11 protein-coding genes are annotated in these 14021 nt (G+C 71.5%); 2 read left to right on the top strand and 9 right to left on the bottom strand.

All coding sequences use genetic code 11. The features are described from left to right. Nucleotides 1-11: 11 nt before the first annotated feature. The 3 genes from aspS to AC2TEW_RS15125 are packed head-to-tail and all read right to left on the bottom strand — an operon-like array spanning nt 12 to nt 3777. A complete protein-coding gene (gene aspS / locus AC2TEW_RS15135) occupies nt 12-1799 on the bottom strand; it encodes an aspartate--tRNA ligase (protein WP_484623842.1) in 1788 nt (595 codons plus the stop codon). Then, nucleotides 1796-3058, bottom strand: a complete 1263-nt coding sequence (gene hisS / locus AC2TEW_RS15130) for a histidine--tRNA ligase (protein ID WP_484623841.1) — start codon at nt 3056-3058, stop codon at nt 1796-1798. Before hisS ends, aspS begins: the two co-directional genes overlap by 4 nt. Nucleotides 3059-3069: 11 nt before the next feature. Then, nucleotides 3070-3777, bottom strand: coding sequence for an MBL fold metallo-hydrolase (locus AC2TEW_RS15125; protein WP_484623840.1), 708 nt, complete (start codon nt 3775-3777; stop codon nt 3070-3072). A 248-nt stretch (nt 3778-4025) separates the two neighbouring features. Here AC2TEW_RS15125 and AC2TEW_RS15120 point away from each other — a divergent pair, with 248 nt between their 5' ends. Together AC2TEW_RS15120 and AC2TEW_RS15115 are read left to right on the top strand one after the other, a co-directional pair. Continuing rightward, complete coding sequence (locus AC2TEW_RS15120) at nt 4026-4814, top strand: peptidylprolyl isomerase (RefSeq protein WP_484623839.1); 789 nt, start codon at nt 4026-4028, stop codon at nt 4812-4814. A 248-nt stretch (nt 4815-5062) separates the two neighbouring features. Continuing rightward, entirely contained in the window at nt 5063-6292 is a 1230-nt protein-coding gene (locus tag AC2TEW_RS15115; RefSeq protein ID WP_484623838.1) for a DUF349 domain-containing protein, read from the top strand. 78 nt (nt 6293-6370) lie between these two features. Here the strand turns inward: AC2TEW_RS15115 and AC2TEW_RS15110 are convergent, their stop codons facing one another. The 6 genes from AC2TEW_RS15110 to yajC all read right to left on the bottom strand — a co-directional run bounded on the left by AC2TEW_RS15110 (nt 6371) and on the right by yajC (nt 13872). Further along, nucleotides 6371-7168 (bottom strand): hypothetical protein, encoded by a 798-nt coding sequence (locus AC2TEW_RS15110; RefSeq protein WP_484623837.1) that lies wholly within the window; start codon nt 7166-7168, stop codon nt 6371-6373. A gap of 106 nt (nt 7169-7274) precedes the next feature. Next, nucleotides 7275-9671 (bottom strand): RelA/SpoT family protein, encoded by a 2397-nt coding sequence (locus AC2TEW_RS15105; protein WP_484623836.1) that lies wholly within the window; start codon nt 9669-9671, stop codon nt 7275-7277. A gap of 154 nt (nt 9672-9825) precedes the next feature. Beyond that, entirely contained in the window at nt 9826-10377 is a 552-nt protein-coding gene (locus AC2TEW_RS15100) for an adenine phosphoribosyltransferase (protein WP_033823026.1), read from the bottom strand. Between the two features lie 23 nt (nt 10378-10400). Beyond that, nucleotides 10401-11504 (bottom strand): protein translocase subunit SecF, encoded by a 1104-nt coding sequence (gene secF, locus AC2TEW_RS15095; protein WP_484623835.1) that lies wholly within the window; start codon nt 11502-11504, stop codon nt 10401-10403. 4 nt (nt 11505-11508) lie between these two features. Continuing rightward, entirely contained in the window at nt 11509-13320 is a 1812-nt protein-coding gene (gene secD, locus AC2TEW_RS15090; protein WP_484623834.1) for a protein translocase subunit SecD, read from the bottom strand. Nucleotides 13321-13458: 138 nt separating this feature from the next. Further along, entirely contained in the window at nt 13459-13872 is a 414-nt protein-coding gene (yajC, locus tag AC2TEW_RS15085) for a preprotein translocase subunit YajC (RefSeq protein WP_484623833.1), read from the bottom strand. Nucleotides 13873-14021 lie beyond the last annotated feature (149 nt).

The following is a 14021-nucleotide window of genomic DNA, read 5'->3' as shown; positions in this document are numbered from 1 at the left end:
CTGACCGGGTGTCAGGCCTTGACCTCGGACGCCGCGGCGGCGTCCGTGCCCTTCGGCTTGGCGTCGACGCCCGCCTCGCGGCGCTGGGCCGGGGTGATCGGGGTCGGCGCACCGGTGAGCGGGTCACCGCCGGTGCTGGTCTTCGGGAAGGCGATCACGTCACGGATGGTGTCGTACCCGCCCAGCAGGGTGACGATGCGGTCCAGGCCGAAGGCGACCCCGCCGTGCGGCGGCGGGCCGTAGTTGAACGCGTCCAGCAGGAAGCCGAACTGCGACTGCGCCTCCTCCTCGGACAGGCCGATCGCGTCGAAGGCCCGCTTCTGGACGTCGCGCTGGTGGATACGGATCGAGCCGCCGCCCAGCTCGGAGCCGTTGAGCACCAGGTCGTAGGCGTTGGACAGGGCCGCACCCGGGTCGGTGTCGAAGGTCGCCAGCGACTCGGCGGTCGGCGCCGTGAACGGGTGGTGCACCGCGTGCCAGCCCTGGAACGCGCCCTTGTCGTCCTCGATGGGCTCGAACATCGGGAAGTCGACGACCCACAGGAAGGCCCAGGCCGACTCGTCGATCAGCTCGCAGCGGCGGCCGATCTCCAGGCGGGCCGCGCCGAGCAGCTCCTGCGAGGCGGTCTTCTTGCCGGCCGCGAAGAACACCGCGTCGCCCGGCTTGGCGCCGGCCGCGGCGGCCAGGCCCGCCAGGTGCTCCTCGGAGAGGTTCTTGGCGACCGGGCCGCGCAGCTCGCCGGTCTCGGCGTCGACCAGCACGTAGGCCAGGCCGCGGGCGCCGCGCGCCTTGGCCCAGTCCTGCCAGGCGTCCAGCTGCTTGCGCGGCTGGGAGGCGCCGCCGGGCATCACGACCGCGCCGACGTAGGGGGCCTGGAAGACCCGGAACTCGGTGCCCTGGAAGTACTCGGTCAGGTCGGTGAGCTCCTGGCCGAAGCGGACGTCCGGCTTGTCGGAGCCGTAGCGGTTCATCGCGTCCGCGTAGGTCATCCGGGGCAGCGGGTTGGGGATCTCGTACCCGTGCACCTCGCGCCAGATGGCACCGACGATCTTCTCGCCGAGGGCCAGGATGTCCTCCTGGTCGACGAAGGAGGCCTCGATGTCCAGCTGGGTGAACTCCGGCTGCCGGTCGGCGCGGAAGTCCTCGTCGCGGAAGCAGCGGGCGATCTGGTAGTAGCGCTCCATGCCGGCCACCATCAGCAGCTGCTTGAACAGCTGGGGCGACTGCGGCAGGGCGTACCAGTGGCCGGGCTGCAGGCGGACCGGGACGAGGAAGTCGCGGGCGCCCTCGGGGGTGGAGCGGGTGAGGTACGGCGTCTCGATGTCGAGGTAGTCGTTCTCCTCCATCACCGTGCGGATGATGTGGTTGACCTTGGAGCGCAGGCGCAGCGCGCGGGCCGGGCCCTCACGGCGGAGGTCCAGGTAGCGGTAGCGCAGGCGCACCTCCTCGTTGACCGTGCCGGGCTCGTACTCGGCGACCGGGAACGGCACCGGGGCGGCCTCGGAGAGCACCTCGAGCTCGTTGACCACGACCTCGATCGCGCCGGTCGCGATGTCCGGGTTCTCGTTGCCCTCCGGGCGGACCCGGACCTCGCCGGTGACCTTGACGCAGTACTCGGCGCGCAGGCTGCCGATGGCCTCCAGGTCGCGGGCCACGATCTGCACGGTGCCGGAGGCGTCGCGGAGGTCGATGAACGCGACTCCGCCGTGGTCACGGCGGCGGGCGACCCAGCCGGCCAGGATGACGGTGGTGCCGGCGTGCTCCGCGCGGAGCGTGCCCGCGTCGTGCGTGCGGATCACAGCTGCTTCTCCTTCAGGGTGGTGACGAGTGCTTCGAGGGCGACGGGCGCCTGCTCGCCGGTGGTCATGTCCTTGAGCTGGACGACGCCTTCGGCGAGGTCCCGGTCGCCGGCCACGAGGGCGTAGCGGGCGCCGGAGCGGTCGGCGGACTTCATGGCGTTCTTGATGCCCTTGACGCCGAACGCCAGGTCGGTGGCGACGCCGGCCCGGCGCAGCTCCACCACCTTGGCGAACAGGACGTTCTTGGCCGTCTCGCCGAGCGCGACGGCGTAGACGGAGGTGGCGGCGGGCAGGTCGAGGACGACGCCCTCGGCCTCCATCGCCAGGAAGGTGCGGTCCACCCCGAGGCCCCAGCCGACCGACGGCAGCGCCGGGCCGCCGAGCATCTCGGAGAGGCCGTCGTAGCGGCCGCCGCCGCCGATCGCGGACTGGGCGCCGAGGCCGTTGTGCACGAACTCGAAGGTGGTCCGGGTGTAGTAGTCCAGGCCGCGGACCAGCTTCGGGTCGTCGACGAAGGCGACGCCGGCGGCGGTCAGCAGCTCGCGGACCTGCTCGTCGTACGCCTTGCAGTCCTCGCAGAGGTAGTCGCGCAGCCGGGGGGCGTCGGTGAGCTGGGCCTGGACGGACTCGCGCTTGTCGTCGAGGACCCGCAGCGGGTTGATCTCGGCGCGGCGGCGGGTGTCCTCGTCGAGGTCGAGGCCGGCCAGGAACTCGACCAGGGCGGCCCGGTAGACGGGCCGGCACTGCTTGTCGCCGAGGCTGTTGAGCAGCAGCGAGTACTCGCGCAGGCCCAGCGAGCGGAAGGCGTCGTCGGCCAGGATGATCAGCTCGGCGTCCAGCGCCGGGTCCTCGGCGCCGATCGCCTCGGCGCCGACCTGGGCGAACTGGCGGTAGCGGCCCTTCTGGGCCCGCTCGTAGCGGTAGAAGGAGCCGGAGTACCAGAGCTTGACCGGCAGGTTGCCCTGCTTGTGCAGGTTGGCCTGGAGGGCGGCGCGGACCACCGACGCGGTGCCCTCGGGGCGCAGCGCCAGCTCGTCGCCGCCCTTGGTGGTGAGGGTGTACATCTCCTTGGTGACGATGTCGGTGGACTCACCGACGCCGCGGGAGAAGAGCTTGACGTCCTCGAAGACCGGCGTCTCGATGTAGCCGTACCCGGCCCGGCGCGCGGGGCCGGAGAGCCGCTCGCGGATCGCCAGGTAGGTCGCGGAGCTCGGCGGCAGCAGGTCGTAGGTGCCCTTGGGGGCGCTGAAGGTGCTCAACTTCTCTTCCGTCACATTCCTCGTCGCGGGAAGGCCGGAGCATCGAGCGCTCCCGCCGCCTGCTGGAGGTAGGGGTTGGTGGCGCGCTCACGGCCGATGGTGGTCTGGGAGCCGTGGCCGGAGAGGACCACGGTCGCGTCGTCGAGGGGCAGGCACACCCGGGCCAGCGACTGCATGATCGCCGCGCTGTCCCCGCCCGGGAGGTCGGTACGCCCGATGGAGCCGGCGAACAGCAGGTCGCCCGAGAAGAGCACCGGCGGGATCTGATCCGATGCGGGCGTCCGGAAGGTCACCGACCCCTTGGTATGGCCGGGCGCGTGGTCGACGGTGAGCTGCAGTCCGGCCAGCTCCAGCAGGCTTCCGTCGCCCAGCTCGCGGACGTCGTCCGGCTCGCCGACGGTGAGGCTGCCCATCAGCTGCTGCCCGAGCGAGCGGCCGAGCGCCCGCTCCGGGTCGGCCATCATGTAGCGGTCCTCGGGGTGGATCCAGGCGGGCACGCCGCGGGCGCCGCAGATCGGCATCACCGAGGCGATGTGGTCGATGTGTCCGTGGGTGAGGACCACCGCGACCGGCTTCAGCCGGTGCTCGCGGATCAGGTCCTCGACGCCCTGGGTGGCCTCGTGACCGGGATCGACGATCACGCACTCCTCACCGGCGGCCGGCGCTACCAGGTAGCAGTTGGTGCCCCAGGCCCCGGCTGGAAATCCGGCGACGAACAACGCGAGTCCTCTACGGTCGGGGGCGGGCACTCGGGTCTCACCGCCTGGTCGCACCAGAGCCTACCGGCGGGACACCACCGCGGGCGAACCCGTTACCACGCGCCCCTGCGGGTCGATCCGGTCCCGTGCACATCGCGTTTGACCTCGAACTTACGCACAGACTCCTTACACTTGGCCGCCAACGGATGCGATGATCCGCATCGGCACTTTTCCCCAGACGTCCAGCGCATACGTAGGAGACACGGCCGGTGGCCAGCAACGAACAGCGGCGGCGACAGCTCGCCCGCGAGAAGTACGAGCGCCAGATGGCGCGCCGGGCCCAGGCGCACAAGCGCCGGAAGCAGCGGAACGCGATCATCGGCGGCGCGCTCGCGGTCGTGGTGGTCGCCGCCGGCGGTGCGTGGGCGGGCGGCGTGTTCGACTCCGCCGACAAGTCCAAGACCCCGCAGGCCGCCCCGACCGCCCCGGTCACCCAGGTCAAGGGCTGCAACCCGCCCGCCGCGGGCCAGCCGAACGGCAAGCAGTGGAAGACCGAGCCGGCCATGACGGTCGACGGCAAGTCCGCCTACACGGGGACCCTGCAGACCAGCTGCGGCACGGTGACGGTGTCGCTGGACGCGGCCAAGGCGCCGCACACGGTGAACTCCTTCGCCTTCCTCGCCGGCGAGCAGTACTTCGACCACGTCAAGTGCCACCGGCTCACCACGGAGGGCATCTACGTGCTCCAGTGCGGTGACCCGACCGGCACCGGTTCCGGCGGCCCGGGCTACCAGTTCGCGGACGAGAACCTGACCGGCGCGACCTACCCGGCCGGCACCCTGGCGATGGCCAACGCGGGCCCGGGCACCAACGGCAGCCAGTTCTTCCTGGTCTACAAGGACACCCAGCTGCCGCCGAACTACACCCCCTTCGGCAAGATCACCGGCGGTCTGGACGTGCTCCAGAACATCGCCGCCGGCGGGGTCCAGGGCGGTGGCGGCGACGGCGCCCCGACCGCCGACGTGGTCCTCGACAAGGTGACGGTCGCCAAGGGCTGACCGGCGGCGGCGCCGCGGCCCCCGAGCGGGCCGCGGCGCCGGCGGAAATCGCCCGGCCCGGATGCGGACAGCACCGGCGCTGGTCGCCTATGTTGCTGTTGTATAGGGTGCCCTGACCGTCGGCCGTCACCCTCGGCGCAACAACGGACGGTCCGGACGGCGGACTTCATCGGTCCGCCGCACATCAACTGTGGACGACGCGCGCGCCCCGCACTGAGCGGGCCGCGGCGTCATGTGGAGGAGGCGCTGTGAGCAGCGACCCGTGGGGCCGTGTCGACGAGCAGGGGACCGTGTACGTCAGGACCGCGGACGGCGAACGCGCCGTCGGCTCCTGGCAGGCGGGCTCCCCGGAGGAGGCCCTCGCCTACTTCGAGCGGAAGTACCAGGGCCTGGAGGCCGAGATCGGCCTGCTGGAGCACCGCGTCCGCAAGACCGACCTGGCCGCCAAGGAGGCCCAGGTCGCCCTCGACCACCTGCGCGCCCAGGTCGTCGAGGCGCACGCGGTGGGCGACCTGGACGCGCTGGCCAAGCGCCTCGACACGCTGGCCGGCGAGATCGAGACCCGGCAGACCGAGCGCCGCGCGGCCCGGGCCAAGGCCCAGGAGGAGACCCGTGCGGCCAAGGAGGCACTGGTCGCCGAGGCCGAGCGGCTGGCCGAGTCCACCCAGTGGCGGGAGGCCGGCGACCGGCTGCGCGCCCTGGTGGACAACTGGAAGGCGCTGCCGCGGCTGGACCGCAAGAGCGACGACGAGCTGTGGCACCGCTTCTCGCACGCCCGGTCGGTCTTCTCCAAGCACCGCAAGGCGCACTTCGCCGCGCTGGACGTCGAGCGCGACCAGGCCCGTGCGGTGAAGGAGAAGCTGGTCATCGAGGCCGAGGCGCTCTCGGACTCCACCGAGTGGGGTGCGACCGCCGCCGCGTACCGCGACCTGATGACGCAGTGGAAGGCGGCCGGCCGCGCCCAGCGGGACGCGGAGGAGGAGCTGTGGGCCCGGTTCCGGGGCGCGCAGGACGTCTTCTTCCAGGCCCGCTCCGCGACCTTCAGCGAGCGTGACGCCGAGCAGGGCGAGAACCAGAAGCTCAAGGAGGCCCTGCTGGTCGAGGCGGAGGCGATCCTGCCGATCACCGACCTCAAGGCCGCCAAGGCCGCGCTGCGGGACATCAACGAGCGCTGGGAGGCCATCGGCCACGTGCCGCGGGACGCCCGGCCGAAGCTGGACGCCCGGCTGAACACCGTCGAGCGGGCGATCCGCGAGGCGGAGGACGCCGAGTGGCAGCGTTCCAACCCGGAGGCCAAGGCCCGGGCGGCCGGCATGACCGGGCTGCTGCAGTCCGCGGTGGACAAGCTCCAGGCCGACCTCGACAAGGCCCGCGCGGCCGGCAACGCGAGCAAGGTCGCCAAGCTGGAGAGCGAGCTGGCGGGCCGTCAGGCGCTGCTGGACCAGGCGCTGAAGAGCCTGCAGGAGTTCAGCGGCTGACGCCGCCCCCGGCAGCCGACGGGCAGGGCCCCCTCCGCGGAGGGGGCCCTGCCCGTTCGCCGTTCCGGGTCCGCGGGATCAGACCGGGCTGGCCGCGCCGGTGGCACCGGACTCGCGCTGCAGCTCGTCCAGGTCGAGGGTCCGGTCGGCGGGCGGGGCGGTGGCGGCGACCTGGGCGCCGAAGTCCTTGAAGTCGAGCCGGCCGCCCTCGGTGCCGCCGTTCGTCTCCAGCCGGACGGGATAGGGCCGGCCCTGGACCGCCACATACAGGGTCCCGGGGCTGTCCCCCTGGGTGGTCTGCACGGTGACGACCGGGGTGCCGTCGACCGTGGTGCGGCTGCCCTGGCCGAGCGGGCCGTTGTCGGTGCCGATCAGGTCGGCGATGGTGTTCAGGTCGCAGAGCGAGCCGACGTCGGCGAAGTCGGTGTTGGCGGTGGTGGTCCGCAGGTACTTGTCGCCGACCAGGGCGGCGATGGCCGGGCCGCCGTGGGTCTCCAGGAAGGTCTGGTCGGGCTTGATCCAGAGCTGCTCGCCGAGCTGGACCACGCCGAAGCCGCCCTCGCCGTCCAGGCTCATCGAGCCGGCGCAGTGCGCGTCGCCGTCCATCGCGAGGTCGATGGTGACCACCGAGCCCGACGAGCTCACCTGGCCGGCCACGTGCACGCTGTGGCTCTCCTTGAGCGCCTGGACCGACTTGTCGACGATCTCGCGCGGGGCCAGCGCCTCCACCCCGTTCGGTGCGGACGGATCGGCCGAGGACGCCGCGGCCGGCCGGGCCGAGGACCCGCCACCGCCCGCTCCCCCGCCTCCGCAACCCGTGGCGGCGGTCAGCCCGGCACCCACCAGCACGGCCACGACGATCTGCCTGCCACCCATGGCGGCCTCCGCGAGTCGACACCCAGCACCGCATCGGACGGTGACATTCTGTGCCGCTCGCGAAGGCCCCGCATCCGCAGCCGCCGCGCCGGTCGGCCCGCCGGAGCTACTTGCGGGCCGAGGTCACCCGGTACACGTCGTAGACGCCCTCCACGCCGCGGACCGCCTTCAGCACGTGGCCGAGGTGCTTCGGGTCGCCCATCTCGAAGGTGAACCGGCTCATCGCCACCCGGTCGCGGGAGGTCTGCACCGCCGCGGAGAGGATGTTGACGTGCTGGTCGGAGAGCACCCGGGTGACGTCCGACAGCAGCCGCGAGCGGTCCAGCGCCTCGACCTGGATGGCGACCAGGAACACCGAGGACTGGGTGGCCGCCCACTCGACCTCGATCATCCGCTCCGGCTGCTGGGTCAGCGCCTCGACGTTGACGCAGTCCGAGCGGTGCACCGAGACGCCGTTGCCGCGGGTGATGAAGCCGACGATCGGGTCGCCGGGCACCGGGGTGCAGCAGCGCGACAGCTTCACCCAGACGTCCTCGACGCCCTTGACGATCACGCCGGGGTCGCCCTTGGCCCGGCGGCGCACCGCCCGGCTCTGGTGGGTCGGGGTGGTGGTCTCGGAGAGGTCCTCGACCGCGCCCTCCTCGCCGCCGAGCGCCTGGACCAGCTTCTGCACGATCGACTGGGCCGTGACGTGGCCCTCGCCGATCGCCGCGTACAGCGAGGAGATGTCCGGGTAGCGCATCTCGTGCGCCAGGGTGACCAGCGAGTCGCCGGTGAGGATCCGCTGGATCGGCAGGCCCTGCTTGCGCATCGCGCGGGCGATGGCCTCCTTGCCCTGCTCGATCGCCTCCTCGCGGCGCTCCTTGGAGAACCAGGCGCGGATCTTGTTGCGGGCCCGCGGCGACTTGACGAAGGTCAGCCAGTCCCGCGACGGCCCGGCGTTCTCCGCCTTGGAGGTGAAGACCTCGACCGCGTCGCCGTTCTCCAGGGTGGACTCCAGCGGCACCAGCCGGCCGTTGACCCGGGCCCCTATGCAGCGGTAGCCGACCTCGGTGTGCACCGCGAAGGCGAAGTCCACCGGGGTGGAGCTGGCCGGCAGCGCTATCACGTCACCCTTGGGGGTGAAGACGAAGACCTCGTTGTTGGACAGGTCGAAGCGCAGCGACTCGAGGAACTCGCTCGGGTCCTCGGTCTCCTTCTGCCAGTCCAGCAGCTGCCGCAGCCAGGCCATCTCGTTGACCGCGTCGGCCTTGTCGTGCTGGCGCCCGTGGGTGGGCGTGTCGGTGCGGACCTTGGAGGCGCCGGCCACCGCGCGCTGCTTGTACTTCCAGTGCGCCGCGATGCCGTACTCCGCCCGGCGGTGCATGTCGAAGGTCCGGATCTGCAGCTCGACCGGCTTGCCGCCGGGGCCGATCACCGTGGTGTGCAGCGACTGGTACATGTTGAACTTGGGCATCGCGATGTAGTCCTTGAACCGCCCCGGCACCGGGTTCCACCGCGCGTGGATGGTGCCCAGTGCCGCGTAGCAGTCGCGGACGGTGTCGACCAGGACCCGGATGCCCACCAGGTCGTAGATCTCGGCGAAGTCGCGGCCCCGCACGATCATCTTCTGGTAGACCGAGTAGTAGTGCTTGGGCCGGCCGGTGGTCTGGGCGGTGATCCGGGCCCCGCGCAGGTCGCCCTGGACCTGGTCGATCACGGTGGCCAGGTACTCGTCCCGCTTGGGCGCGCGCTCGGCGACCAGCCGGACGATCTCGTCGTACATCTTGGGGTAGAGGATCGCGAAGGCGAGGTCCTCCAGCTCCCACTTGATGGTGTTCATGCCCAGCCGGTGCGCCAGCGGGGCGTAGATCTCCAGCGTCTCGCGGGCCTTCTTCTCCTGCTTCTCCCGCTTGAGGTAGCGCATGGTGCGCATGTTGTGCAGCCGGTCGGCCAGCTTGATCACCAGGACCCGCGGGTCCTTGGCCATCGCGACGACCATCTTGCGCACCGTCTCGGCCTGCGCGGCCTCGCCGAACTTGACCCGGTCCAGCTTGGTCACGCCGTCGACCAGCAGCGCGACCGAGTCGCCGAAGTCGCGGCGCAGGGTCTCCAGGCCGTAGTCGGTGTCCTCGACGGTGTCGTGCAGCAGCCCGGCCATCAGCGTCGGGGCGTCCATGCCCAGCTCGGCCAGGATGGTGGCGACGGCGAGCGGATGGGTGATGTACGGGTCGCCGCTCTTGCGCTTCTGGCCGCGGTGCCACTTCTCGGCCACCGCGTAGGCGTTCTCGATGTCCTTGAGCAGCGCCGGGTCGGCCTTCGGGTCCTGCGCCCGGATGGTGCGGAACAGCGGCTCCAGCACCGGGTTGACCGTGGAGCTGCGCTGGCCGCCGAGCCGGGCCAGGCGGGCGCGCATGCCGCCGGAGGACGGCCGGGGCGCGGCGGGCGGCCCGGGGCGGACCGGGGCCGTACCGGAGGGCGCGGTCCTGGTCTGGTCAGCCGTGGGCACAACCTCGTCGGGCAAGGACACTCCTCGGGGGCGCGGGGCCTGCCCCTTCGCACAACTGGGCAGGGGTGAACCTTCATGGTACCGAGAGTGCAGGCCGGGCGTTCCGCCGCCCGGCCGGGAACGCCCGAGGGGGCGTACGGCCGTGGCCGTACGCCCCCTCGGGGGATGACTAGACGGTGACCAGGGTCTCCAGCGGAGCACCGCCCAGGTGCGGCTCCAGCCGCTCCCGGCCGGGCAGGAAGCCCAGCTCCATCAGGACCACCACGCCCACCAGCTCGGCGCCGGCCTCCCGGACCAGGTCCACCGAGGCGCCGATGGTGCCGCCGGTGGCCAGCACGTCGTCCACCACCAGGACCTTCTCGCCCGGGGTGAAGGCGTCGCACTGCACCTCCAGGGTGGCGGTGCCGTACTCCAGCTCGTACGAGCGGGCGAAGACCTCGCCGGGCAGCTTGCCCTTCTTGCGGATCGGCACGAAGCCGAGGCCCGCCGCGAAGGCCGCCGGGGCCGCCAGCACGAACCCCCGCGCCTCCAGCCCGACCACCTTGGTGGCGCCGAGCTCCCGGGCCCGGTCGGCCAGCGCCCGGGTGAGGGCCGCGAAGGCCTCGGCGTCGGCCAGCAGCGGCGCGATGTCCTTGAACAGCACGCCGGGCTTCGGGTAGTCCGGTACGTCCCTGATCCGGCTGTTGAGCAGCTCGGCCAGGACGGGGTCAGCGGAGGTCACGGGGGTCCTTACGGAGTACGGGCTCAGTGCTTGCCGGAGGGGCGGCCCTTGCCGCGGGCGCGGCCGACCGGCTGGTTGCGCTGACCAACCATACCCGCCGGCTGGCCGGACTCGTCCTCGCCGTGCTCACCCTGCTCGGCGGCCTGCTCGGCCGCCTTGGCGTCCGAGGCCCGGCGGGCGGCGACCCGCTTGGCCAGGTCCTTCATCTCCGGCGTCATCTCCTTGAGCTGCGCGAGCAGCGGGGTGGCGACGCAGATGGAGGAGTACGCACCGGCCGCGAGGCCGATGAACAGGGCCAGCGAGATGTCGTTCAGGGTGCCGGCGCCCAGCAGGCCGCCGCCGATGAACAGCAGCGCGGCGACCGGGAGCAGCGCGACCACGGTGGTGTTGATGGAGCGCACCAGGGTCTGGTTGAGGCCCAGGTTGGCGGCCTCGCTGTAGGTGCGCTTGTTCTGCTTGGTGATCCCCCGGGTGTTCTCCTTCACCGTGTCGAAGACGACGACGGTGTCGTAGAGCGAGTAGCCGAGGATGGTCAGGAAGCCGATCACGGTGCCCGGGGTGACCTCGAAGCCCACCAGCGCGTACACGCCGATGGTGATCAGGAGGTCGTGGATCAGGGCGACCAGGGCGGCCGCCGCCATCCGCCACTCGAACGCGACGGCCAGGTAGATGGTGACCAGCACCATGAAGATCACCAGGCCGAGCAGCGCCTTCTGGGAGATCTCGTGGCCCCAGCTGGGGCCGATCACCTGGGCGTCGACCTCGTTGGCCGGCACCGACAGCTCCTTGGAGAGCTGCTCGGTGAAGGTCGAGGCGTCCACGTCGGAGGCGGAGCTGACCTGGATCCGGACGTCACCCTTGTCGGTCGACTGCACCAGGGCGGTCGAGTCGTGGGTGATCTTGTTGGCGACGTCCTGGGCCTGCGAGACCGACAGGCCGGGCTTGTGCACGGTGTAGACCGAGCCGCCCTTGAACTCGATGCCCAGGTGCAGGCCCATGGCCAGACCGACGGCCGCGACCAGGACGATCACGCCGGAGATCGAGTACCAGAGCTTGCGGCGGCCGACGAAGTCGAAGCTGATCTCGCCCTGGTAGAGGCGGTGGCCGATGTTGCCGAAGCGCGACATGGCGTCAGGCCTCCTTGGGGGCGCTGGGGGCGGAACCGCGGCGGCGGCTGCTCCGGATCGGCGGGCGCGCGCCCAGCCGCTTCGGGTCCAGGCCGGACCACTTGTGGCCGCTGGAGAAGAACTTGGTGCGCGCCAGCAGGGTGATCAGCGGCTTGGTGAACAGGAAGATCACCACGACGTCCAGCAGCGTGGTCAGGCCCAGCGTGAAGGCGAAGCCCTGGACCTTGCCGACCGACACCAGGTACAGCACCGCGGCACAGAGGAACGAGACGAAGTCCGAGACCAGGATGGTGCGCCGGGCCCGGGGCCAGGCGCGCTGAACGGCCGGGCGCAGCGGGGCGCCGTCGCGGACCTCGTCGCGGATGCGCTCGAAGTACACGATGAAGGAGTCCGCCGTGATGCCGATCGCGACGATGGCGCCGCAGACCGCCGGGAGGTTCAGCGCGAAGCCGATGGTGGCGCCGAGCAGCGACATGATCGCGTAGGTCAGGGAGGCCGAGACCACCAGACCGGCGATCGACACCAGGCCGAGGCCGCGGTAGTAGACCAGCGAGTAGATGACCACCAGGATCATGCCGATCAGACCGGCGAGCAGGCCGGCCTTCAGCTGCTCTCCGCCGAGCTGCGGGGAGACGGTGGTGACGTCGCTCTTGGTGAAGTCGAGCGGCAGGGCGCCGAAGCTCAGCACGTTGGCGAGGCCCTTGGCCTCCTCCTGGCCGAAGTTGCCGGAGATGACCGCGTTGCCGCCGGTGATCGACTGCTGGACGTAGGGGTGGGAGACCACCTTGCCGTCCAGGACGATGGCGAACTCGTTGGCGGGCTGCTGCTGGGTGGCGAGCTGGCCGGTGACCGCGGCGAAGGACTTCGAGCCGGCGTCGGTGAAGGACAGCTGGACCTGCCAGCCGGCCGCCTGCTGGGTGTCGAAGCCGGCCTGGGCCTTGGCCACGTCACCGCCGTTGAGGGCGACCGGGCCGAGGATGAACTTGTTCCAGACCTTCTGGCCCTTGACCGCGGTGTCCTCCTGCTGGAAGGAGCAGGCGAGCGCGGGCTTGGTCGGGTCGGTCTGCAGGTCCTTGCGCTGGGCCGGGTCCGAGCAGTCCAGCGCGGCGAACTGCTGCTGCAGCGCGGCGATGGCCGGGTCGGTGGCCGGGGCCGGGGTGGCGGCCGGGTCGGCGGGGGTTCCCGGCGAGGCAGCGGCGCTCGGGGTGGCGGCGGTGCTCGCGCCGGCCGAGGCCGTCGGGTCGGCCTGCAGGGCGCCGCTGACCGCGCGGCCGGCCTTGCTGGCGCTGGCCGAGGCACTCGCGCTCGGGGAGGCCTGGGTGGCCGCCGAGCCGGTGGCGGAGCTGCTCGGGGAGGCACCGGGCGAGGCGCCGCCGGTGGCCGAGGCGCTCGGGGAGGCCGACGGGTCCACGGCGGGCTGGCCGCTCGGGGCATAGGTGAGGACGGGGCGGAAGTAGAGCTTCGCGGTGTCGCCGACCTGCTTGATCGCGGTCTGCTGGTCACCACCGTCGGGGATGTTGACGATGATGTTGTTGTTGCCCTGGGTCTGCACCTCCGCCTCGGAGACGCCCAAGCCGTTGACGCGCTGCTGAATGATCCCGACCGCGATGTCCATGTTGGACTTGTTGATCGCGGCGGGGTCCTTCGACGTAGCGGTCAGCGTGATGCTGGTGCCACCGGCGAGGTCGATTCCGAGACGCGGGGTCTTGTGACCCGTCCCGAACATGAGGGCGACCAGTCCGACGGTCGCCACCAGGATGAGGGCCAGCGCCCGTCCGGGGTAACCGTCGCGCGGACGCGACTTTGGTGTTGCCACCTTGCTCGTTTCTCCCTGTCCTTGCCGTCGCGCGGACCGGTCCGGTCCGGCTCGTGGCGGACGGGATCGGCGGCGGACGGCCCTGAGGTCCTGTTGGCCAGCGGCGGGTGCCGCTCGGCCGGGCAAGGCCCGACCGTACTACTTGCTCTCGGGAGCCCCACCGTCGGCGCTGCTGTTGCCCGACTTGTCCTTGTCAAGGCTGAGCGGCGCGTCCTCGGCGTCGTGCGCGTCGGCGTCCTCGACCGGCTCGCCGAGCTCGTCCGCGTCGTCCTCGGCCGGGCGGCCGTTGATGATCGCGTCGTACTCCAGCGGGTCCAGCACGGCGGCGACGGCGCCCTTGGTGAAGTGGGTGACCACACCCGGCGCGATCTCCAGCTCGACGGTCTCCTCGTTGACCGACTTCACCAGCGCGTAGAGGCCGCCGATGGTGCGCACGCCCGCGCCCGGCTCCAGGGCCTGCTGCATCGTCTGCATCTGGGACTGGCGCTTCTTCTGCGAACGGAACAGCAGGAAGATCGCCAGGAGCGGGAGGAGGAGGATGATGAAGTTCACAGCCAGGGTCCTTTACAGGCCGCCCGCCCGGGCGGCCAGGGTATGCGTCGGCCCATCGGGTGAGAGGGGCGGTCCGGCGGAGTCTAGGCGACCCTTATCGATCGGACAACGCCAAGCATCGCATCCTGCCGCCGAAAGTGGCGACCCTC

The sequence above is a fragment of the Kitasatospora sp. NEAU-CNBT7 genome (assembly GCF_057220535.1).
Note: the sequence above shows the minus strand (reverse complement) of the source record. Positions and strands in the feature narration are given on the sequence as shown.

What these genes read in the sequence shown, in the direction of transcription:
- AC2TEW_RS15110 (WP_484623837.1), bottom strand. Translation starts at nt 7,168, where the DNA reads ATGGGTGGCAGGCAGATCGTCGTGGCCGTGCTGGTGGGTGCCGGGCTG.
- secF (WP_484623835.1), bottom strand. Translation starts at nt 11,504, where the DNA reads ATGTCGCGCTTCGGCAACATCGGCCACCGCCTCTACCAGGGCGAGATC.